This window comes from Pseudomonas sp. COR18, assembly GCF_048568395.1.
Classification (GTDB): domain Bacteria; phylum Pseudomonadota; class Gammaproteobacteria; order Pseudomonadales; family Pseudomonadaceae; genus Aquipseudomonas; species Aquipseudomonas fuscovaginae_B.
Window position 1 is genome coordinate 5391309 of the sequence record NZ_CP183808.1, and the last position, 19001, is coordinate 5410309.

Consider the following 19001-nt stretch of genomic DNA (forward strand, 5'->3'; position numbering starts at 1 on the left):
GAGCCTTGCACCCTGTGCGTCACCCAGGCTTCACCTGCTTTTCTTCGGGCGTCGGGCATCTGAGCCGTCGATGGCCCGATCCTCGATAGCGTAAGACGGATTGGCAAATGACCACCCCAGCAACTGAAAACACCGGCAACTGGCAACAGGTGATCGCCCTGGCCCTGGCCGCCTTTGTCTTCAACACCACCGAATTCGTGCCGGTCGGGCTGTTGAGTGCCATCGGTGAGAGCTTCGACATGTCGACCGCACAGGTCGGCCTGATGCTGACCATCTACGCCTGGGTGGTGTCGCTGACTTCGCTGCCGATGATGCTGCTGACCCGTAACGTCGAGCGGCGCAAGTTGCTGATGGTGCTGTTCGGGTTGTTCATTGCCAGCCATGTACTGTCGAGCATCGCCAGCAGTTTCGGCGTCCTGCTGGTGAGCCGGATCGGCATTGCCCTGGCCCACGCATTGTTCTGGTCCATCACCGCGTCCCTGGCGGTGCGGGTCGCGCCACCGGGCAAGCAGGTGCAGGCGTTGGGCCTGCTGTCGACCGGGACGTCCATGGCGATGGTGCTGGGGATTCCGCTGGGCCGGTTGCTGGGCGAAGCCATGGGTTGGCGTACGACGTTCCTGGTGATTGCCGTATTGGCTGGCGGCCTGGTGCTCTGGCTCGGGAAAACCCTGCCGTTGCTGCCGAGCCAGAACTCGGGGTCGCTGAGAAGCCTGCCGGTGCTGTTCAAGCGCCCGGCGCTGGTGGCGGTCTACTGCCTGACGGCATCGGTAATCACTGCGCAATTCACTGCCTACAGTTATGTCGAACCGTTCATCAAGACCGTGGCGGGCATGAGTGGCGAGGTGGTCACCCTGATCCTGCTGCTGTTCGGGGGTGCCGGAGTCCTGGGCTCGTGGTTGTTCAGCAGGTTCAACCGGCAACACCCGCAGCCGTTTCTGCTGGTGGTCACCTCGTTGCTGACTGTTTGCCTGCTCCTGCTGTTGCCGTTGAGTGGCAATGTTTCGGCACTGAGTGTGCTGAGCATCTTCTGGGGCATCGCCATCATGGGCTTTGGCCTGTCGCTGCAGCGCAAGGTGCTGGAACTGGCGCCGGACGCCACCGACGTGGCCATGGCGATGTTTTCGGGGATCTACAACATCGGCATTGGCGGTGGGGCGCTGGTGGGGAGTTGGGTAGGGCGCCAGCTGGGGTTTTCCTACATCGGCGTGGTCGGCGGTGCGCTGGCGGGTGTGGCGTTGGCGCTTTATTGCCTGTCGCTGTACCGCAATTCGCGTAGCGGTGTGCAGGGTTAGGCCTTGTCGTCGGTAGAGCTGTACGGACTCGGATCCAGCCGTTGCAGCGCAGCTTGCGCCGTGTGCTCATGCGAAGGCGCGCAATGCTCCGGATCGAACCAGATCATGTCGACATCGGTATTCAGAGGCGATAACTCACGACCATGCAAGTGATCCCAGACCGCATTCCTGACGAAGCCGGCAGCGATCCAGCAGTCGGGCAGACCGAGTGAATGAACCAGGTGAATCAGGCGCCAGCGTACGGGGTCGCCTGCGATGATCTGCTGAAGGCTTGAGAGATTGTCCATCAGCTGTCCTGGGCGGCAGAAAGCATCGAACCCATACATGGTTTCTTGGTTGACCGATCCAACATCATGTAGAGCAGCAAGATCGTCACGAAGGGAATTGATTATTGGGCTTATCATAACTGTGCCTGTCGGTCATAAAGAATCAGGCAGTTTGCCCAGAGAGTAGAGCCGATAAAGCGATCGATTTCCCAATGGTCCCTGGTCCTTTCCTGAACTCGATGTAGTCCATCTCTCTCAATGCCAGAAGAGTCCGCCATTTCAAATGGAGGGCTGTCATTCCCTGACGGTTTCAGCCGCAAGATCCCCGCATCGTCTCTTCGCTCTCGCGCTGCAATCTCTCGCCTTCGGCGCGCAACTGCTGCCAGTTCGGTGTGCCCTGGCACTGTTCGGCCACGCGTACCGTGATCTCTCCCATCTTGTGCATCTGTCGGGCAGAGAAACAGATGCCCGGATTGCCCTGGAGCGGCTGGCTCAAGCGATCGAGATAGGCCTTGCCCTTGCGCTCCGCCGCCTCGCAGTCACCGGAAAGATCCACGGCAGCAACCTCCGCCGAAATCTTGCCGCCACCCGTGGTGGAGCCTGGCGTATACGACGTGTTGTCGTAGGACGCTACGCCGCCTGTCTCACTGGCACCACCTGCCTGGCTCAGGGCATTGCCGATGAGGTTGTATTGCGCCGCACGGGCCGGATTGCTGCCGGCCATGCCCTGGCCGACACCGCTGCTCAGGGCTCCGAGCATGTGCAGGGCCGTGCCGAAGCCCGAGTCGGAATCCGAGTCATTGGCGCTGGAACTGGCCCTGGCAGGCGGCGCTGCGGGCGGCGGCGGTGTATCGCTGGAAATCAGCGCGCTGTTCTTGAACACGCCACTGCGCACCGAGCCATCCGGGGCGCGCATTCTGCCCCGGCCGGTCAGGGTACCGTTGAGCAGTTGCCCTTCGTAGTGGTAGCCCTCGGCCCACTGGATCGTGGCCGGCCCGTTGAAGGAACCCTGGACCATGGTGCCTTCGGTGGTCGAGAAGACCTGGCCATTGACCAGCGAGATTAGTACGCCCTTGCCGGACGCGAACCCCTTGTTGCATTGGCCGGACCAGATGTAGCTGGGGTTGGCGCGCTGGGCGTTCCAGTTCTGGACCTGGCAGCCCTTGTCGGTCTTGGCGAATTCGGTGGCCAGGCAGGGGCCGGCTGTGACGCAAAGGGCCAACAGGGCCAGCAGGCGGAGCAGTTTCATGTTCATGTACCGAGGAGAGAGGGGCGGGTACACGATAGTGGCTCATTAACACTGCCGCCACAGGCATGAAGGATTTCAGACGGGTTGCCGCCTGGCCGGCCGCGTCATGCTCCCCGACGCCACACACTATACTGATTGAGTGTTGGTGCGGCTGCGGCGCGTACTCCACAACCACACCCTGGGCATGAACAGTACGTCTGCAACCGACAGAGGGTTCTGCCATGAAACAACCATCCCTGCAGCATCTATCCCATGATCTGGGCATGGCTGTGCACGACACCTGGACCACCGCCCGGGTCAAGTCCGTCCTGGCCATGGCGGATTCCGCCCAGAGCCTGCACATCCATGTGAAAACCCATGCCGGGATGGTGTCCCTGAGTGGGCGGGTGATGAATCATCGCCAGTATGAGCGGGTGGTCGACCTGGTCCGTCTGGTGCCGGGTGTCATCGACGTCGACGCCCATGAACTGCTGACCCACGTGTTCATGCCCACGGGCCCGATGCAGCCGCCGAATGCGGAAGAGAGCAGCGAGTACCGTTCGCCAATGCCGCCGCGCAAGGACGAATGACCCTCTCGGTGCCGCCGTGGCAGGGGCGACGACTGCCCCTGCCACCTGTGGTCGTCAACGTTGGATGTGGCACCTGACTCGCTGATCCTGCGCGCCCACCATGACCTGGGGCTTCTCACAGCCCACGGTGCAGATCCGGCAGCGCTCGCGAAAGAAACACCCCTGCGGCAGACGCCGATTGCCCGGCAGCTCGGTCGGCGCCGCCACCTGGTCGGCCTGTAGCGGCACACCCAGGCGTGGCACCGCCTCGAACAGCAGGCGGGTGTACGGATGCAGTGGCGTGTCCAGTACCTGGGCGGCACTGCCCAGCTCGACGATCTGCCCCAGGTACATCACCGCCACCCGATCGGCCATGTGCCGCACCACCGAGACGTTGTGGGAGATCAGGATGTAGGTCAGCTGGCGCGCGCGTTGCAGTTCCGCCAGCAGGTTGAGGATTTGCGCCTGCACGGAGATGTCCAGGGCCGAGGTCGGTTCGTCGAGGACGATGATGTCCGGGTCCGAGGACAGTGCACGGGCAATGGCGATCCGCTGGCGCTGGCCGCCGGAGAACTGGTGCGGGAAGCGATCGAGGTATTCCGGGCGTATGCCCACCTGGGACGCGACCTTGGCGGCGACTTCGCGCATCTGTTCGCGGGACTGGTGGCCGCGGGCATACAGCGGTTCGGTGATGATGCGCCAGATCGGCAGGCGCGGGTCTAGGGACGACTGCGGATCCTGGAAGACGATCTGCACGTTGTGCCCGGGCTTGCCGTTGTCGTGCTCGGGCCAGTTCAGGGCGCCGCTGCTGGGGGCGATCAGGCCCATCAGTAACTGCGCCAGGGTGCTTTTGCCGCAGCCCGACTCGCCGACAATACCGAGGGTTTCGCCTGCCCGGACCTGCAGGTCGATGCCGTTCAGCGCATGGGCGTAGCCCCGTGGGCGGCCGAGCCAGTCGCTGCTCACCGGGAAGCGCACACGGACGTCGTCGAGCCGCAGGATCTCGGGCGCCGTTTCCGGCCGCGGATGAATGATGGCACTGTTCATTGCGACAGCTCCTTGGCCGGCAGCCAGCAGGCGCTCTTGCGTTGCTCGTTGCCGTTGATGGGGGTGAGGGAGGGACGCTGGGCGCAGGCGGGCATGCGATGTGGGCAGCGTTCGCCGAAGGTGCAGCCCTCGGGCAGGGCGGCCAGGTTCGGTACCTGCCCGGGAATGGTCTGCAACGGCTGGCCCGGTTCGACCATCTCCGGCAGGCCGCTGAGCAGGCCGCGGGTGTACGGATGCTGCGGATTGCCCATCACCTCGGCGGTGTTGCCTTGCTCGACCACGGCCCCGGTGTACATCACATAGACCCGGTCGCAGAACTGCGAGACCAGTGCCATGTCATGGGTGATCAGCAGGATCGCGGTGCCTTTCTGCCGGGCCTTCTCGCGCAGCAACAGCAGCACCTGGCGTTGTACGGTGACATCGAGCGCCGTGGTCGGCTCGTCGGCGATCAGCAACTGCGGTTCGCAGGAGAACGCCAGGGCGATCATTACCCGTTGGCGCATGCCGCCGGACAGTTCGAAGGGGTAGGCGTCCAGCACCTGCTCGGGGCTGGCGATGTGCATGTCGCGCAGCAGGGCGATGGCCTTCTGGCGGGCCTCGGCGGCGCTGATCTTCTGGTGGTGGATGATCACGTCGAGCATCTGCCGGCCGATGCGCCGGGTCGGGTTCAGGGCGGTCATCGGTTCCTGGAAGATCATCGCCGCATCGCGGCCACGAATGTGCAGCAGGTCCTTTTCGGACGCGGCGAGCATGTCGCGCTGGAGCATGCTCAGGCTGCCGGCGGTGATGCGGTAGCTGCGTTCGGGCAGCAGGCGCATGCTGAGCATGGCGGTGACCGACTTGCCCGAGCCGGACTCGCCGACCACGCCGACGATCTCGCCGGGATTGACGTGCAGGGTGACGCCGTTGAGCGCCTTTACGTTGTTTTTATAGGCCGGGAACTCCAGGCTCAGGTTGTCGATGGCCAGGACGGGAGCGGGTGTGGGCATGGGCATGGTCATTTCCCCTGTTGCCGTGGGTCGAGCAGATCGCGTACGCCATCGCCGAGCAGGTTGAAGCCGGTGGCGGTGATCAGGATCGCCAGGCCCGGAAAGGTCGAATACCACCAGTTGTCGAGGATGTAGTTGCGCCCGGTGGCGACCATCGCGCCCCATTCGGCGGTGGGTTGCTGGGCGCCAAGGCCGATGAAACCGAGCGCCGAGGCCATGAGGATGGCGCTGCCGATGTCCAGGCTCAGTTGCACCAGCAACGGCGGCATGGCATTGCGCGCCACGTGCCAGTGCACCAGGTGCCAGCGCCCGGCGCCGAAGGTCTGCGCGGCCTTGACGTAGCCCATCTGGCGGATGCTCAGGGATTGGCCGCGGGCCAGGCGCACGTAGGACGGAATCCGCACCAGGGTGATCGCCAGCATGGCGTTGAACAGGCTGGCGCCCAGGGCGGCGGCCAGGGCCATGATCAGCACCAGCGAGGGTACCGACAGCATGATGTCCATCAGGCGCATCACCAGCGCGTCGAAGCGGCCGCCAATGACGCCGGAAAAGCAGCCCAGCAGGCCGCCGATCAGGCACGAGGCAAAGGCCACGAACAGGCCGACACCGACCGACTGCTGGCTGCCGAACAACACGCGGCTGAAGAGGTCCCGGCCGACTTCATCGGTGCCGAACCAGTGCTCGGCCGAGGGTTCGGCCAGGCGCTCGGCCAGGTTCAGCGCATTGGGGTCGTGGCTGGCCAGCCAGGGCGCGAAGATCATGCACAGCAGCACGATGGAGGTGATCGCAAGGCCCGCCAGGGTCAGGGGGCTGCGGCGGACCTGGTAGGCCAGGTAGGCGAACGTGTCGCTCCAGCGCGGGCTGCGGGTTGCACTCAAGGGGACGGACATTTCAGCTCACCTCGCCGATGCGTGGGTCGATCACGCGGTACAGAAGATCGATGGCCATGTTCAGCAGCACATAGATGAAGGACACCAGGATCGCGAAGCCCATCACCGCCGGGAAATCCAGCGACTGGATCGACTTGACCACATAGGCGCCCATGCCGGGCCAGGCGAACACGGTTTCGGTCAGCACGGCGCCGTAGAGCAGATCGCCGAGGGTCAGGCCGAGCACGGTGACCGAAGGAATCAGCGCGTTGGGCAGGGCATGGCGCAGGATCACCGTCCAGCGCGACAGGCCATAGGCCCTGGCGGTGCGGATGTAGTCCTCGCCGAGTTGATCGAGCATCGCCGAGCGGATCTGCCGGGCGACCACGCCCAGGGTCACGAAACCGAGGGTGGCGGCGGGCAGGATCAGGTGCTGCAGCGCATCGCCGAACAGGCTGCCGTCGCCGGCGAGCAGCGAGTCGATCAGGTAGAAACCGGTGAAGGTCGGTGGGGGTGTCAGCCCTTCGGACAGGCGACCGCCACCGGGCAGCCAGCCGAGTTGGCCGTAGAACAGCACGATGGTGCCCAGGCCCAGCCAGAACGCCGGGGTGGAAATGCCGGTCACCGCCAGGGTGCGGGCGATCTGGTCGATGGCGCGGTTGTGGTAGACCGCCGACAGCACGCCCAGCGGCACGCCGACGAGAATGGCCAACAGCAGCGCCACCAGCGCCAGTTCCAGGGTAGCGGGGAAGAACGCCTGCAAGTCTTCCAGCACCGGCCGGTTGGTGCGGATCGAGGTGCCCAGGTCACCGTGCAGCAGGTCCATCAGGTAGCGGCCGTATTGTTGATACAGCGGCAGGTCCAGGCCCAACTGGTGGCGGATGCCGGCCACCAGTTCATCGCTGGCGCGATCGCCGGCGATCAGCCGGGCCGGGTCCCCAGGGATCAGGTGGGAAATTGCGAAGGTAATCAGCGAAACACCGAACACGACCAGTACCAGGCCGAGCAGGCGCTTGCGCAACAGAGTCAGGAAGGCCATCTGGCACCTCAGTCACACGAACGACGGGAACGCCGCGCCAGTCGCGAACGACCGGCGCGGGCGAGCAGGCTTACTTGCTCATGCTGCCCAGGTTGAACACCTGTTCGAGCATCGGATTGAACACGTAGCCCTTGACCGAATCACGCATCGGCAGGGTGTAGCTCTTCTGGTAGAGGTAGGCGTAGACGCTGTCCTTGAGCACCCTTTTCTGCGCCGTCTGGTACAGCTCGACGCGCTTGGCGGTGTCACTGGTGGCCGCCGCTTCACGGATCAGCTTGTCGACCTCGGGGTTGCTGTAGAACGAGCGGTTGCCCTGCAGGCCCTGCATCCTGGAGTCGAACCAGAAATTCATGAACATGTACGGATCGGCGAAGTCCGGGCTCCAGGCGCCGGCGGCGATGTCGTAGTCGGCCTGGCCGACGCGCTCGCGCAGGGTCGCGTTGGCGAGTTTTTCCAGCTTGAGGTTGACTCCCAGCGGGGCCAGCGCCGCCTGCAGCGTCAGGCCGATCGGTTCCCAGTTCGGGTCCTTGTCGGAGTACAGGTAGCTCAGGTTGGTGACTTTCTGCGGGGCCTTGGCCAGGCTTGCCTTGGCTGCGGCGAGGTCCTGCTTCATCGCCGGCAGGGTGCTGTCGTAGGCCCACATGCCATCCGGGATCGGCCCGTTCATCAGCTTGGCCTTGTCCTTGAGGATGCCCTTGACGATACCGCTGTAGTCCACCGCCTCGGTGATGCCACGGCGGGCGTCGACGCTGGTCAGCGGGCCCTTCTTGTTGTTCAGGTACAGGTAGGTCACGCGCAGCGACGGGAATTCCCTGACCGCCACCCCGGGCTTCTTGGCCAGTACGCTGAGCTGGTCTTCGGGCATGTCCTCGATGATGTCCAGGTCGCCTTTTTCCAGTTGCAGGCGGCGTACCGACGGCTCGGCGATGATCTTGATGATCACGCTTTTCAGCGCCGGCCTGGCACCGGCGAAATAGCTGTTCGGCTCCAGGGTCAGCGACTGGCCCTTCTGCCAGTTGCTCAGGCGGAAGGGGCCGGAACCGGCGGTGTGGCTGGACAGCCAGGCGTTGACGTCGCTGCTCTTGTTCACCACATCCGGGTTGATGATCGAGGCGCCGTTGTGGGCCAGGGTGAACAGGAACGGAGCGAACGGTGTCTTGAGGGTGAAACGGATGGTCTGCGGGTCGACCACCGAGACCACCATGTCCTCGGGGAAGGCGCCGGACGGGCCTTGCTTGAGGGTCATCAGGCGGTCGAAGGAAAATTTCACGGCGGCGGCGTCCACCGGTGCGCCGTCATCGAACTTATTGCCGGCCTTGAGTTTGAACTCCCAGACCAGGTTGTCGGGGGAGACGGTCCAGCTTTCGGCCAGGTCGCCCTGGACCTCGGTGCTGCTCCTGTCGCCTTCGACCTTGTAGCCGACCAGGCGCTGGTAGGACGGGTAGGTGATGGTCCAGTCGTTGTTGTCGAAGGTCACCGCCGGGTCGAGGGTCTGTGGGTCGGCGGGTTTGCCGATGACCAGCGTGTCCTGTGGCGTGGCCGCGCTGGTGGCCTGCCAGGCGCCGAGGCTCAGGGCGCTGCACAGCAGGGTCAGCAGCAGCTTGCCGGTGCCGGGGACGGTCTTGCGGGTCACGGTGTCGATTGGGTTCATGCCGGTTTCCTTGATCATTCGATGTATGGAAGTTCGTCAGGTTTTTTATAAAAGCTATAACCGGGCAGTTGCAGGTGAAGCGTAAGTCGCGCGGGTTATTGTTGTTTTCAGCCCCTTTGAGGCGGCTGTGCTGCGTAGCGTTCGAGGCTCTCTGGCCGCGTTGGTATCGGGTTGGAACGGTTACTGGGCGTTTGTCTATTCGTCCTCCAGCAGGGGGTAGTCGTCGGCATTGGGCAGCTCGTAATGCCACCACTCGGTGGCGATGGCCTGAAATCCGGCCGCGAGCATCACGCCGAGCAACAGCAGGCGATTGCGCTGCACCAGGGCGGGCAGGTCGGGGTAGAACTGATGGGAGCGTTCTTCCATGGTGTCGAAGGCGCTGCCCATGTCCAGCGGCTGGTTGTCGCTGTCGACCAGGGTCAGGTCCACCGCCACGCCACGGCTGTGGTGCGAGCCCAGGTGCGGGTCGCGCACGTAGTCGTTGTTCGGTAGCGCCTCCCACAGCAGGTGCTGGGCGTAGGGGGGGCGATAGGCGTCATAGATGCGCAGCGTATAGCCAGCCTGGCGGGCCAGCCGGCTGGCCAGTTCCAGGCGTTCGGCGGCTTCGCGGTGCAGCCGGCAGCGGGCAGTGGGGTAGATCACTTTCCCGGCCAGGTTGTCCGCGCTGGCGTAGATCATTTCGATCTGCACCTGGTAGCGCCGGGCATCGATTTCTACAAGGGGGTTGCTGTTCACACAAACACTCCGGTTGGGACTTGCTGGGCGTTGAATCAACCTTCGAACTGGCCGAAGGCTTTCTGCAGTTGGCGGTTACGGGCCAGGCGCTCGTCGAGCCGATCGCCGTACTTCTCCGCCACCGCCGAGACCACCAGGTTGAGCAGGCAGGTCAGTGGTGCGAGGGAGTCCCAGAACTGGCCGACATCGGTTTTCAGTTGCAGCAGGTCCAGGTCATGGTCGCGGGCCCAGGGGCATTGCAGGTCGGTGATCAGCGCCAGGGGCAGGTCGTTGTCCCTGGCCACCTGGCAGAAGGTCTGGGCCACGCTGGAGTAGGCGCGGAAGTCGGCGATGATCGCGTAGGGATTGGCGAAGCCGGAGTTCAGCGTTTCGGCATAGATGCCCGAGAGGCCGTCGACGTAGTAGACCTTGGGGCGAATGTATTCGAGGTGGCTGTGGAAGGCGGTGAGAATCCCGCGGGTCGACTGGATCCCCAGGATGAATACGGCATCGGCTGCATGGATGCGCTGCACGATCCGGGCAAAGGCCTCGCTGCGTGCCAGACCGTAGGCATGCTCGATGGCCTCGATTTCGCGATGCATGGAGCGGTCGAGGGCGTCTCCCTGGTTGGCCTCGGCCCGAAAGGCGCCGATGCGGTCGGTGATCAGCCAGGACGCCGGAGCCTCGCCACGCAGGCTCTTCTTCACGTCGTCGATGTTCTGGTAACCCAGTGAACGCAGGAAACGCCCCACGGATATGCCAGTGGTCGAGGCGTGCTGGGCGATGCTGTCGGCCGACTCGAACGGCAGCTGTTCCGGGTTGCCCAGCAGGTAGCTGGCGATGCGCTTGCCGGTCGGGGTCAGGCTGGAGAACTGTTGCTCCAGTTGCTGCAGGAAGCGGTTTTTTTCCGTGGACATGTCGGCGTGCCAGCGTCTGAGTTGTTATATCTATGTCATTTTCATGTTGCTTGTTATGAAAATAACATTGCTTTTCGAGATAGCACAATGCCTTTTTTCAGGCGCTGATCGGGGGGCTGGGCAAAGCGGATGTCCTATCTGGGCTGGCGAGCCGGATTCAGCATGGGTTCTCCACTACGGCTTCAGACAGTCCTGCCGGTGGCTCCAGATTGTTCAACGCCCGGTTGACCAGCAATTCCCCCAGCTCAGTCAGTTGCTGCACCGCCAGTACGACGCTGCGGTGTGAACCTTCCAGTTCGCTGGCCAGGTCGGTGGTCATGACGTTCAAGGAGGCAAGGGTCTCGCTGGCGTGACAGAGCAGTGATCGGGTGTCGATATCTGGCACTACGGTGAAGAGCGGCGGCCAGCGGCTCGCAGGTTGTGAACACCTTTGAGGGTTGCACCTGGAAAGGAAGCGGTCCGACTCCGGGGCGTGGGGGGTGGCCTTTTTCATGCTTGAGCTCCTTGCGGGGTGGGTGTCGGACTCATGGGCAAGCGGCATTGCATGGCAGTCACATGAGCGGACGGACCGCTAGTTATTACCAGAAAAACTCCATTGAATTAATCAAAATAATGAACATCGGTAAAAATAAGCCGTTGGCGTAGGAAAGTTCTGTGAGGTAATTCTATTAAAAGGGTGGGAGGTTTGTTTTTGTTGGGTGGGTGTAATATTTTTCCGTAAGGATTTTCTTGTTTTGATGTGTAGGTTGTTCTGGTGTTTCGATGACGGCGGTATCGTGGTAGGAAGGTGTCTGGTTATTCGTGGGGTGCTATCAAGGTGATTTTCCAGGGTAGTGTGTATAAGGTGATTTCAGGTTGAAAGGATTTTCCGGCTGATATACGAAGATGTGTTGTCTTTGCGAGGATAAGGAAGTGGTGTGTATGTACAAAAGGGACAAGGTGGAGAATCTGAAGAACAATATCAGATACCTCATGAAGAGTCGCGGCGAGACAAGGTTGTCGTTATGCAGTGCCAGTGGGCTGACCAGGACGACGATCTACAATATTCTGGAAGGTAGGGTGGTCAACGTACAGCAATCGACCATCCGCAAGATATCTGACTTCTTTGGGGTTTCCTACCAGGAAATAGAAACCGTCGATCTTGAACGCAGGGAAGTTGTAGAAAACAGTGTTTCCCTGCGTGGAAACATGAATCCGGCGGCGGTGCCGATTATCAGGGAGCGCTCGTTACCCGATAAACTTGACAGGAGAATCGGTGAGTTGGTCGTCAGTCATCCACTGACCTATTATTTCGGGGCGGCTTGCAACCTGATCGGGGTGCTTCTGGAAAATGGTATTCGAGGCATCAATGAGCCGGGAGACTTGCTGATCGTCAGAAGGAGCGCGTCTGGCGGCGAAGGGCAAAAGCTGGTTTATGAAAGGGAAACCAACGAGTTGCAGGTGGTGGGCGAGGCGCTTGTGGACTCTGCGGCTTTTCTGCTGGTGGGCGATATCATCGAGGAACGGTTCAATGGTTGAGCACAGGAAGAGCGAAAACAGCAGGTATAAGTTATTGGGTTTTGAAAATAACAAGAGCCTCGCCGTGGTCATGTTGATTTCTACAGGCAGGGTCATCAAGGTGAGGCTGGATGAGCTGCTGAAAAGTGAAATGCTGGATGACTTGAACAAGTCTGAAATCAAGGAGGTTTACCGGAAATTCTATTCGGGTGGCTCCGTGTTGACAGCCTACGAAATGAATGACCGGAATGAGCGCTCCTGGATGACCTATGTGGCCCTCAATCTGGCTTTATGCGCCATCTACATTTTTACCAATGTCTCTGCGGCAAAGCTCATACATGTCGAAGCGCTGGACGTTGTCGTGACCCCTGGTGTGTTTCTCTATCCGCTGACGTTTCTGGTCGTGGACCTGTTGAATGAGTCCTATGGGCTCAGGCTGGCAAGACGGGCGATATTGTTTGCTTTTGTGAACAATGCTTTCATCCTGTTGCTGCTGAGTCTTTCCAGTTGGGCCCCGGGCCTGCCCGGTTGGGCACTTGGGGCCTCCTACGGTGAGGTGGTCGGCCATGTTTCCTCGGCATTGATTGCTTCCTCGGTTTCGTTTCTGTTTTCCGAGTATGTGAATTCGTACCTGTTATGCAGGATAAAGCGGCTTACGAACTCCAGGTTTCTTTTCCTGCGCGTGTTTGTCAGTACTTTTTTTGCCGTGATCATCGACAGTTTTATTTTTTGCTTTGTGCTTTTTTATGGAACGATGCCGAATGAGAAAATCCTGGGTCTGATCTATGTGCAGATTGTCATAAAGATGTTTTTTGCCTTCTTCAATGTGCTGCCTGCCTATGGCGCCAGGGCACTGTTCAGACGCTATGTTTTCCAGGCTCAGCCGGCATAGGGGGAAAGACGAGCCATGGAAGTGGCTCGTCCCCTTGAGCGGGTGTCGTCAGAGACCCAGTTTTTCTTTCAGGCTACCCATGACCTCGCGCCGATGACCCAGGAATTGCTCCAGCCCCTTCGCGCGAAGATGGCAGGCATCACACTCGGCACAGCCATCTCCTTTCACGCCCCTGTAGCAGGTCAGGGTCTCCCGCCGAATCCGCTCCAACTCTCCGTGGTGGTCCGCCAATGCCCAGGTTTCGGCCTTGCTCAACCACATCAGCGGAGTCTCGATCCGCAACGGGTAGTCCAGGCCCAATTCAATGGCCGGGTTCAGCGCCTTGATGAAGTGGTCACGGCAATCCGGATAGCCGGAAAAGTCCGTCTCGCAGACGCCGGTGACCACGGTTCGTGCACCGAGCTGGTGGGCATGGATCGATGCGAGTGTCAGAAACAGGATATTGCGGCCCGGCACGAACGTGCTGGGCACGCCGCCTGCCAGGCTGTTGGCCGCAGGGACCGGTATGGCGTCGCGGGTCAGGCTGCTGACGGCCAGTTCGTTCAACACCGTGGTGTCCAATACCTTGTGCGTGGTGACGCCCAATTGTTTGGCCAGTTGCCGCGCCACTTCGATTTCGGCACGGTGGCGTTGGCCATAATCGAAGGTGATGCAATGGATTTCGTTGTACAGGGGGCGGACATGGATCAGACAGGTCGTCGAGTCCTGGCCACCGCTGAAAACGATTACTGCTTTTTCGGTCATTGTGCTCATCCCTGGGCGGTTGTGGGTTCGCGTCGACCCTACCGCAAATGACCAACCGGCTGGCGTGGGACGTTTCTGAAATTGCGCGTGCCGTCAGGGATGACACGGTCGCGCCCGGCCAGGCTGAACTCAGGCGTCGTCCCGGCGACCTTCCAGGCGCTGACGCATCTGTTCGCTGGCGGCCGGCCCGGGCTTCACGGTGCTGTTCTGCAGCGGTACCGGACGGCCATCGGCGACGTCCGCCAGCATGAAGTGCAGTGGCCGTCCGCTTTCGCGTTCGACGATCTGCACGCTTTCGCCTTCCGGCGCGTAATGGCGATTGCCCCATTCCACCAGCGCCATCAGCACCACGCGAAAATCCCGGCCCTTGGCGGTCGGTACGTACTGGTAGCGCAGCGGGCGCTGGCTGTAGGCCTGGCGTTCGAGCAAACCGTCTTCCACCAGCCCGTTCAGGCGCCGGGTGAGCATATTGGGGGCGATGTCCAGGCTGCGGGAGAACTCGTCGAAGCGTTTCAGCCCCTGCAGGGCGTCGCGCATGATGAGGATATTCCACCATTCGCCAACCCGCTCGAGGCTGCGGGCGATCGGGCATTCGGCATGGGCCAGGGTTTTGCGCTGCATGACGGCTCCTGCAGGGGGAATCGGATTTTTGTGAGGTCATATGTTACTTTCATGATGATAGTAACGTCCACAGGCCATTACCTTGCTCAATAACCTGCAGGAGTTGGATTGTCATGAACAAACGTATCGTTGTCACGGGCATGGGCGCACTGACCCCGTTGGGCTGCGGTGTGGAGTCGAACTGGCAGCGGCTGTTGGCCGGACAGTCGGGGATACGGCCGCTGCCGCAAGACCTGATCGGTGACCTGGCGATCGGCATCGGCGGCCAGGTCCCGGACCGCGCCCAGGACCCGGAGGCGGGCTTCGATCCCGACCTGCTGCTGGCGGCCAAGGAGCAGCGCAAGATGGACCGCTTCATCCTGTTTGCCCTGGCGGCGGCCGAGGAAGCGCTGGCCCAGGCAGGCTGGGCGCCCGATACGCTCCAGTCGCAGGCCCGTACCGGTACCATCATCGCCACCGGAGTCGGCGGTTTCCCGGCCATTGCCGAGGCGGTGCGGACGACCGACAGCAAGGGGCCGGGGCGCCTGTCGCCGTTCACCATCCCGTCGTTTCTGGGCAACCTGGCGGCCGGGCATGTGTCGATCCGTCATGGTTTCAAGGGGCCGCTCGGCACGCCGGTGACCGCCTGTGCCGCGGGCGTCCAGGCCATCGGCGATGCCGCGCGAATGATCCGGGCCGGGGAAATCGACGTGGCGATCTGCGGTGGGGCCGAAGCCTGTATCCACCGCGTCAGCCTGGCCGGTTTCGCGGCGGCCCGGGCGCTGTCGAGCGATTTCAACGAGACCCCGCAACGGGCTTCCCGACCGTTCGACCAGGCCCGTGACGGCTTTGTCATGGGCGAGGGCGCCGGCCTGCTGGTGATCGAGGCGTTGGAGCATGCCCTGGCACGTGGCGCGACGCCGCTGGCCGAACTGGTGGGTTACGGCACCAGTGCCGACGCCTATCACATGACCGCCGGTCCCGAGGACGGCGACGGTGCCCGCCGTGCCATGCAGCAGGCGCTGCTGCAGGCCGGGATCGACCCCTCGCAGGTCCGTCACCTGAACGCCCATGCCACTTCGACGCCGGTGGGTGACAAGGGCGAACTGGCGGCGATCAAGGCCGTGTTCGGTACCCGGGGCGGCCCGGCGATCAGCTCGACCAAGTCCGCCACCGGGCATCTGCTGGGGGCCGCCGGCGGCATCGAGGCGATCTTCGCGGTGTTGGCGTTGCGCGATCAGGTGGCACCGGCGACGCTCAACCTGGAGAACCCCGATGAGGCAGCCGAAGGGCTCGACCTGGTCCGTGGTCAGGCCCGACCGTTGTCGATGGACTATGCGCTGTCCAATGGCTTCGGTTTCGGTGGGGTGAATGCCAGCGTGCTGTTCAAGCGCTGGGTATAGAGAAAAGGGTTTGCCCCTGTGCATGGCATCGCCTGTCCCGACACCTTGTGGGCGGGGCAGGCTTCGCGTAGCGACACAGGCGATTTGCAGGCGGTTTTGTATCAGTGTGTATCCTGGCCGTTGCGCGATACACAGGCTTTCCCAATGGCCCGGAACTCGACACAGGCCGGATACGTCATGGCGGTCAAATGCATCCACGGTTTGCAGGGCGTCATCCAGACCCCTGACCCATGGCTGGCAACGGAGAGATCACCATGAAGAAGGCACTGCACAACAACAGGAACGGCCTGGGCCGCCTGGCCGGTTCGTCGATGCTCGCACTCGCCCTGTTCGGCATTTTCGGGGCGACCCAGGCGCAGGCGGCTGCCTCGGCAACGGTTGATGCGACCAGTGCCAGCACCTCCCACTCCGCACCTTCGCCTTTCGGCCCCCTCAAGCACATCAAGGCCGGGCTGCTTGACGTGGCCTATGCCGAAACCGGCCCGGCCGATGGTCCGGTGGTGATTCTGCTGCACGGCTGGCCGTATGACATTCACAGCTATGACAACGTCGCGCCGTTGCTGGCCGCCAAGGGCTACCGGGTGCTGATGCCCTATGCCCGTGGCTACGGCGATACCCATTTCCTCTCCGCGAAGACCCTGCGCAACGGTCAGCCCGCGGCGTTGGCGAGCGACGTCATCGACTTCATGGACGCGCTGAAGATCAAGCAGGCCGTGCTGGGGGGGTATGACTGGGGGGCGCGCTCGGCGGATATCGTCTCGGCCCTGTGGCCGGAGCGGGTCAAGGCACTGGTCTCGGTCAGCGGTTACCTGATCGGCAACCAGGCGGCTGGCAAGAACCCGCTGCCGCCCAAGGCCGAATTGCAGTGGTGGTATCAGTTTTATTTCGCCACCGACCGCGGTCGTGCCGGCTACGAGAAGAACACCCATGACTTCGCCAAGCTGATCTGGCAGACGGCTTCGCCGAAATGGGCATTCGACGATGCCACCTACGACCGTAGCGCCAAGGCGCTGGAGAATCCCGACCATGTCGACATCACGGTCTTCAACTACCGCTGGCGCCTGGGCCTGGTTCAGGGCGAGCCTCGATACGACGCGCTGGAACAGAAACTGGCCACGGCGCCATCGATCAGCGTGCCGACCATCACCCTCGAGGGTGATGCCAACGGTGCGCCGCATCCGGCGCCCGAGGATTACGCCAAGCGTTTCACCGGCAAGTACGAGTTCCGCCTGATCAGCGGCGGTATCGGTCACAACCTGCCGCAAGAGGCTCCAGAGGCCTTCGCCAAGGCGGTGATCGACGCGGATCATCTCTGAGGTTCCGGCTGTCCGTTCCCGAGCTGCGCACGTTCAGCGGCCCCTGGCCTGTTCGTCGCGCAGCGTCATCACCGCACTGGTGATACTGGCAACGAGCTTGCCATCTTCGCGTTCGATTTCGCACAGATAATGACTGATCGTTCGACCCAGGTGAGTCGCCCTGGCCCGAGCGTGCAGTCGCGACTTCCAGACCGGGCGCAGGAAGGTCGCCTTGAGATCGATGCTGGTAAAGCTTTGCGCTGGCTGCATCAACGTCGAATGGGCCGTACCGATGGCCGCGTCGGCCAACTCGCACAGCAGCCCACCGTGGACCGTGCCCTGCTGGTTGCCGTGCAACGCCGCATCGGCATCGAGTGCCAGGGTCGCCGTGGCCTCGCCGATGGCGACCAGGCGAAAGCCCAGCAGGCGGGAAATCGCCGTGGGGTACTGCATATGGGTGATGTCACTGTCAGCCAGCGTGCCGTCAAGCTGGCGCTGCAGGTACTCCAGTACCGGGAGTGGACGAACGGGTGCGGTCATGCAACCTCCTGTCGAGTGAGTGCCAGCGATTGGGCGTTTGCAGTGTGTGCGCCTAGAATGGAACAATCAAAAAATTGTCCTAGGGACATCCCCCGATGGCTGTTTCTTCTGTTTCCCGGGCGCTCGAAACGCTGGTGGCCGATATCCGCAGTGGCCGCCTGCCACCCGGCACGCCGTTGCCCACCCATCGCCAGCTCGCCCGCCAGCACGGCATGGCGATCGCTTCGGCGAGCAAGGTCTACGCCCGGCTCAAGGCCATGGGGCTGGTGGTCGGCGAGACGGGGCGGGGCACCTTCGTGCGTGATCGACCCCAGCAGCGCGAATGGGACAGTGGCGATGAGGCGCGGCTGAGCGCCAGTGCGATCGATCTGTCGTTCAACCATCCCGTCTGGCCGGGCCAGGCGGAACAGTTGCGCAGCCTGTTGCGCGACTTGGCGAACAGCGGCGACCTGGCGGCATTGCTGCACCAGCAGCCGCCGGGCGGGCGGCGCCACGAGCGGCGCATCGTCGGCGAGTTCCTGGCCAGGGCACGCGGCCTGGCGGTTGACGCGCAACAGGTGTTCCTGGTCAACGGTGCGCAGCAGGGGCTGGACGTTTGTGTGCGAGCCTTGCTCCGACCGCATGACGAGGTGGCCGTCGATGCCTTGACCTATCCCGGCTTCAGGATGCTGGCCGGTGTCCACGGGCTGGTGTTGCAGCCTGTTCCGGGCTTGAGTGACGGGCCGGACCTGGACGCGCTCGAGGAGGTGTGTCGGCAGCGACGGATTCGGGCGATCTACACCATGCCCACGTTGCACAATCCGTTGGGTTGGGTGCTGAACGCGAGCCAACGCCAGCGGCTGGTGACGATTGCCCGTCGGCATGATTGCCTGCTGATCGAGGATGCCGGCTACGCCTATCTGGTTGACGAGGCACCGCCGGCGCTGCTGAGCTTGGCACCGGAGCGCACCCTGTATGTCTCCAGCCTGTCCAAGAGCCTGGCCAGCGGGCTGCGCTTCGGTTTCGTCGTGGTGCCTGCGGCTTGTGCCGCTCGGGTGAAGGAAGTGATTCGTGCCAGTTCCTGGAGCATGCCCAGTGTGGTCACCGCCATGGCCACCCGCTGGATCGCCGATGGCACCGCCGCCCGTCAGGAAAGCTGGCTGCGCGACGAGGCCCGCCGTCGGCAGGTCATCGCCCGGGAGGTATTGGCCGGCATGGAGATGATCGCTCACCCGGCCTCTTTGTTTCTCTGGCTCCGCTTGCCGGAAGCATTGCGCATGGATCGCATCGCCACCGCTCTGGCCGAAAACGGCATTGCCGTGTCCAGGGCCGAGGCCTATGCGACCACCCGGCATGCGCCGCATGCCTTGCGCCTGGGGCTGAGTTCAGTGCCGTCGGCACAGTTGCCAGCGGTGCTGGCGCGGGTCAGGCAAGTCATCGAAGACTTCCCGATCTAGGTGTTCAGTCCGT

General features: G+C 62.7%; 20 protein-coding genes. 7 read left to right on the forward strand and 13 right to left on the reverse strand.

From position 1 onward, the window contains the following. The first annotated feature begins 107 nt into the window (after nt 1-107). Entirely contained in the window at nt 108-1292 is a 1185-nt protein-coding gene (locus tag ACM62G_RS24670) for a sugar transporter (protein ID WP_419735823.1), read from the forward strand. On the opposite strand, the gene ACM62G_RS24675 is transcribed toward ACM62G_RS24670, so the two are convergent. Both ACM62G_RS24675 and ACM62G_RS24680 read right to left on the reverse strand, forming a co-directional pair. Further along, nucleotides 1289-1579, reverse strand: coding sequence for a nucleotidyltransferase family protein (locus tag ACM62G_RS24675; RefSeq protein ID WP_301601517.1), 291 nt, complete (start codon nt 1577-1579; stop codon nt 1289-1291). The genes ACM62G_RS24670 and ACM62G_RS24675 overlap by 4 nt on opposite strands. Nucleotides 1580-1868: 289 nt before the next feature. Beyond that, complete coding sequence (locus ACM62G_RS24680) at nt 1869-2807, reverse strand: hypothetical protein (protein WP_273821000.1); 939 nt, start codon at nt 2805-2807, stop codon at nt 1869-1871. A 221-nt stretch (nt 2808-3028) separates the two neighbouring features. Between ACM62G_RS24680 and ACM62G_RS24685 the strand changes: the two genes are divergently transcribed. After that, nucleotides 3029-3376: a BON domain-containing protein gene (locus tag ACM62G_RS24685; protein ID WP_273821001.1), complete on the forward strand. Its 348-nt coding sequence runs from the start codon at nt 3029-3031 to the stop codon at nt 3374-3376. Nucleotides 3377-3430: 54 nt separating this feature from the next. Here the strand turns inward: ACM62G_RS24685 and ACM62G_RS24690 are convergent, their stop codons facing one another. The 8 genes from ACM62G_RS24690 to ACM62G_RS24725 all read right to left on the reverse strand — a co-directional run bounded on the left by ACM62G_RS24690 (nt 3431) and on the right by ACM62G_RS24725 (nt 11074). Then, nucleotides 3431-4402 carry an oligopeptide/dipeptide ABC transporter ATP-binding protein gene (locus tag ACM62G_RS24690; protein WP_419735824.1) on the reverse strand — a complete coding sequence of 324 codons (972 nt, stop codon included), beginning with the start codon at nt 4400-4402 and terminating at the stop codon, nt 3431-3433. Then, nucleotides 4399-5391: an ABC transporter ATP-binding protein gene (locus ACM62G_RS24695; RefSeq protein ID WP_273821003.1), complete on the reverse strand. Its 993-nt coding sequence runs from the start codon at nt 5389-5391 to the stop codon at nt 4399-4401. Before ACM62G_RS24695 ends, ACM62G_RS24690 begins: the two co-directional genes overlap by 4 nt. An 8-nt stretch (nt 5392-5399) precedes the next feature. Further along, nucleotides 5400-6281: a D,D-dipeptide ABC transporter permease gene (ddpC, locus tag ACM62G_RS24700; protein ID WP_054056954.1), complete on the reverse strand. Its 882-nt coding sequence runs from the start codon at nt 6279-6281 to the stop codon at nt 5400-5402. A gap of 1 nt (nt 6282) precedes the next feature. Next, a complete protein-coding gene (locus ACM62G_RS24705; RefSeq protein WP_054056953.1) occupies nt 6283-7299 on the reverse strand; it encodes an ABC transporter permease in 1017 nt (338 codons plus the stop codon). Nucleotides 7300-7369: 70 nt separating this feature from the next. Then, nucleotides 7370-8950, reverse strand: coding sequence for an ABC transporter substrate-binding protein (locus ACM62G_RS24710; protein WP_054056952.1), 1581 nt, complete (start codon nt 8948-8950; stop codon nt 7370-7372). 195 nt (nt 8951-9145) lie between these two features. Next, nucleotides 9146-9685, reverse strand: coding sequence for a D-alanyl-D-alanine dipeptidase (ddpX, locus tag ACM62G_RS24715; protein ID WP_054056951.1), 540 nt, complete (start codon nt 9683-9685; stop codon nt 9146-9148). 35 nt (nt 9686-9720) lie between these two features. Further along, nucleotides 9721-10581 (reverse strand): MurR/RpiR family transcriptional regulator, encoded by an 861-nt coding sequence (locus ACM62G_RS24720; protein WP_054056950.1) that lies wholly within the window; start codon nt 10579-10581, stop codon nt 9721-9723. A 157-nt stretch (nt 10582-10738) separates the two neighbouring features. Further along, entirely contained in the window at nt 10739-11074 is a 336-nt protein-coding gene (locus ACM62G_RS24725) for a DUF6124 family protein (RefSeq protein WP_419735825.1), read from the reverse strand. Between the two features lie 428 nt (nt 11075-11502). Here ACM62G_RS24725 and ACM62G_RS24730 point away from each other — a divergent pair, with 428 nt between their 5' ends. After that, a complete protein-coding gene (locus ACM62G_RS24730) occupies nt 11503-12099 on the forward strand; it encodes a helix-turn-helix transcriptional regulator (protein ID WP_419735826.1) in 597 nt (198 codons plus the stop codon). After that, the gene (locus ACM62G_RS24735) at nt 12092-12970 is read left to right on the forward strand and encodes a queuosine precursor transporter (RefSeq protein WP_419735827.1); all 879 of its coding nucleotides are present in this window, start codon (nt 12092-12094) and stop codon (nt 12968-12970) included. Before ACM62G_RS24730 ends, ACM62G_RS24735 begins: the two co-directional genes overlap by 8 nt. A 48-nt stretch (nt 12971-13018) precedes the next feature. On the opposite strand, the gene queC is transcribed toward ACM62G_RS24735, so the two are convergent. Continuing rightward, nucleotides 13019-13714, reverse strand: a complete 696-nt coding sequence (gene queC / locus ACM62G_RS24740; protein WP_273821007.1) for a 7-cyano-7-deazaguanine synthase QueC — start codon at nt 13712-13714, stop codon at nt 13019-13021. 129 nt (nt 13715-13843) lie between these two features. Then, a complete protein-coding gene (locus ACM62G_RS24745; protein ID WP_054056945.1) occupies nt 13844-14335 on the reverse strand; it encodes a winged helix-turn-helix transcriptional regulator in 492 nt (163 codons plus the stop codon). Between the two features lie 113 nt (nt 14336-14448). Between ACM62G_RS24745 and fabF the strand changes: the two genes are divergently transcribed. Together fabF and ACM62G_RS24755 are read left to right on the forward strand one after the other, a co-directional pair. After that, nucleotides 14449-15717 (forward strand): beta-ketoacyl-ACP synthase II, encoded by a 1269-nt coding sequence (fabF, locus tag ACM62G_RS24750; protein ID WP_419735828.1) that lies wholly within the window; start codon nt 14449-14451, stop codon nt 15715-15717. A 254-nt stretch (nt 15718-15971) separates the two neighbouring features. Beyond that, complete coding sequence (locus ACM62G_RS24755) at nt 15972-17033, forward strand: alpha/beta fold hydrolase (RefSeq protein WP_054060872.1); 1062 nt, start codon at nt 15972-15974, stop codon at nt 17031-17033. Nucleotides 17034-17066: 33 nt separating this feature from the next. On the opposite strand, the gene ACM62G_RS24760 is transcribed toward ACM62G_RS24755, so the two are convergent. Then, nucleotides 17067-17552, reverse strand: coding sequence for a PaaI family thioesterase (locus ACM62G_RS24760; protein ID WP_419735829.1), 486 nt, complete (start codon nt 17550-17552; stop codon nt 17067-17069). A 95-nt stretch (nt 17553-17647) separates the two neighbouring features. On the opposite strand from ACM62G_RS24760, the gene ACM62G_RS24765 reads away from it, so the two are divergent. Then, nucleotides 17648-18988, forward strand: a complete 1341-nt coding sequence (locus tag ACM62G_RS24765) for a PLP-dependent aminotransferase family protein (protein WP_419735830.1) — start codon at nt 17648-17650, stop codon at nt 18986-18988. The last annotated feature ends 13 nt before the right edge of the window (nt 18989-19001 follow it).

Coding starts and splice junctions, on each gene's coding strand:
- ACM62G_RS24685 (WP_273821001.1), top strand. CDS start 3,029: ATGAAACAACCATCCCTGCAGCATCTATCCCATGATCTGGGCATGGCT.
- ACM62G_RS24730 (WP_419735826.1), top strand. CDS start 11,503: ATGTACAAAAGGGACAAGGTGGAGAATCTGAAGAACAATATCAGATAC.
- ACM62G_RS24760 (WP_419735829.1), bottom strand. CDS start 17,552: ATGACCGCACCCGTTCGTCCACTCCCGGTACTGGAGTACCTGCAGCGC.
- ACM62G_RS24765 (WP_419735830.1), top strand. CDS start 17,648: ATGGCTGTTTCTTCTGTTTCCCGGGCGCTCGAAACGCTGGTGGCCGAT.
- ACM62G_RS24670 (WP_419735823.1), top strand. CDS start 108: ATGACCACCCCAGCAACTGAAAACACCGGCAACTGGCAACAGGTGATC.
- ACM62G_RS24705 (WP_054056953.1), bottom strand. CDS start 7,299: ATGGCCTTCCTGACTCTGTTGCGCAAGCGCCTGCTCGGCCTGGTACTG.
- ACM62G_RS24690 (WP_419735824.1), bottom strand. CDS start 4,402: ATGAACAGTGCCATCATTCATCCGCGGCCGGAAACGGCGCCCGAGATC.
- ACM62G_RS24710 (WP_054056952.1), bottom strand. CDS start 8,950: ATGAACCCAATCGACACCGTGACCCGCAAGACCGTCCCCGGCACCGGC.
- ACM62G_RS24755 (WP_054060872.1), top strand. CDS start 15,972: ATGAAGAAGGCACTGCACAACAACAGGAACGGCCTGGGCCGCCTGGCC.
- ddpC (WP_054056954.1), bottom strand. CDS start 6,281: ATGTCCGTCCCCTTGAGTGCAACCCGCAGCCCGCGCTGGAGCGACACG.
- ACM62G_RS24725 (WP_419735825.1), bottom strand. CDS start 11,074: ATGAAAAAGGCCACCCCCCACGCCCCGGAGTCGGACCGCTTCCTTTCC.
- ACM62G_RS24720 (WP_054056950.1), bottom strand. CDS start 10,581: ATGTCCACGGAAAAAAACCGCTTCCTGCAGCAACTGGAGCAACAGTTC.
- ACM62G_RS24680 (WP_273821000.1), bottom strand. CDS start 2,807: ATGAAACTGCTCCGCCTGCTGGCCCTGTTGGCCCTTTGCGTCACAGCC.
- queC (WP_273821007.1), bottom strand. CDS start 13,714: ATGACCGAAAAAGCAGTAATCGTTTTCAGCGGTGGCCAGGACTCGACG.
- ACM62G_RS24745 (WP_054056945.1), bottom strand. CDS start 14,335: ATGCAGCGCAAAACCCTGGCCCATGCCGAATGCCCGATCGCCCGCAGC.
- ACM62G_RS24695 (WP_273821003.1), bottom strand. CDS start 5,391: ATGCCCACACCCGCTCCCGTCCTGGCCATCGACAACCTGAGCCTGGAG.
- fabF (WP_419735828.1), top strand. CDS start 14,449: ATGAACAAACGTATCGTTGTCACGGGCATGGGCGCACTGACCCCGTTG.
- ACM62G_RS24675 (WP_301601517.1), bottom strand. CDS start 1,579: ATGGACAATCTCTCAAGCCTTCAGCAGATCATCGCAGGCGACCCCGTA.
- ACM62G_RS24735 (WP_419735827.1), top strand. CDS start 12,092: ATGGTTGAGCACAGGAAGAGCGAAAACAGCAGGTATAAGTTATTGGGT.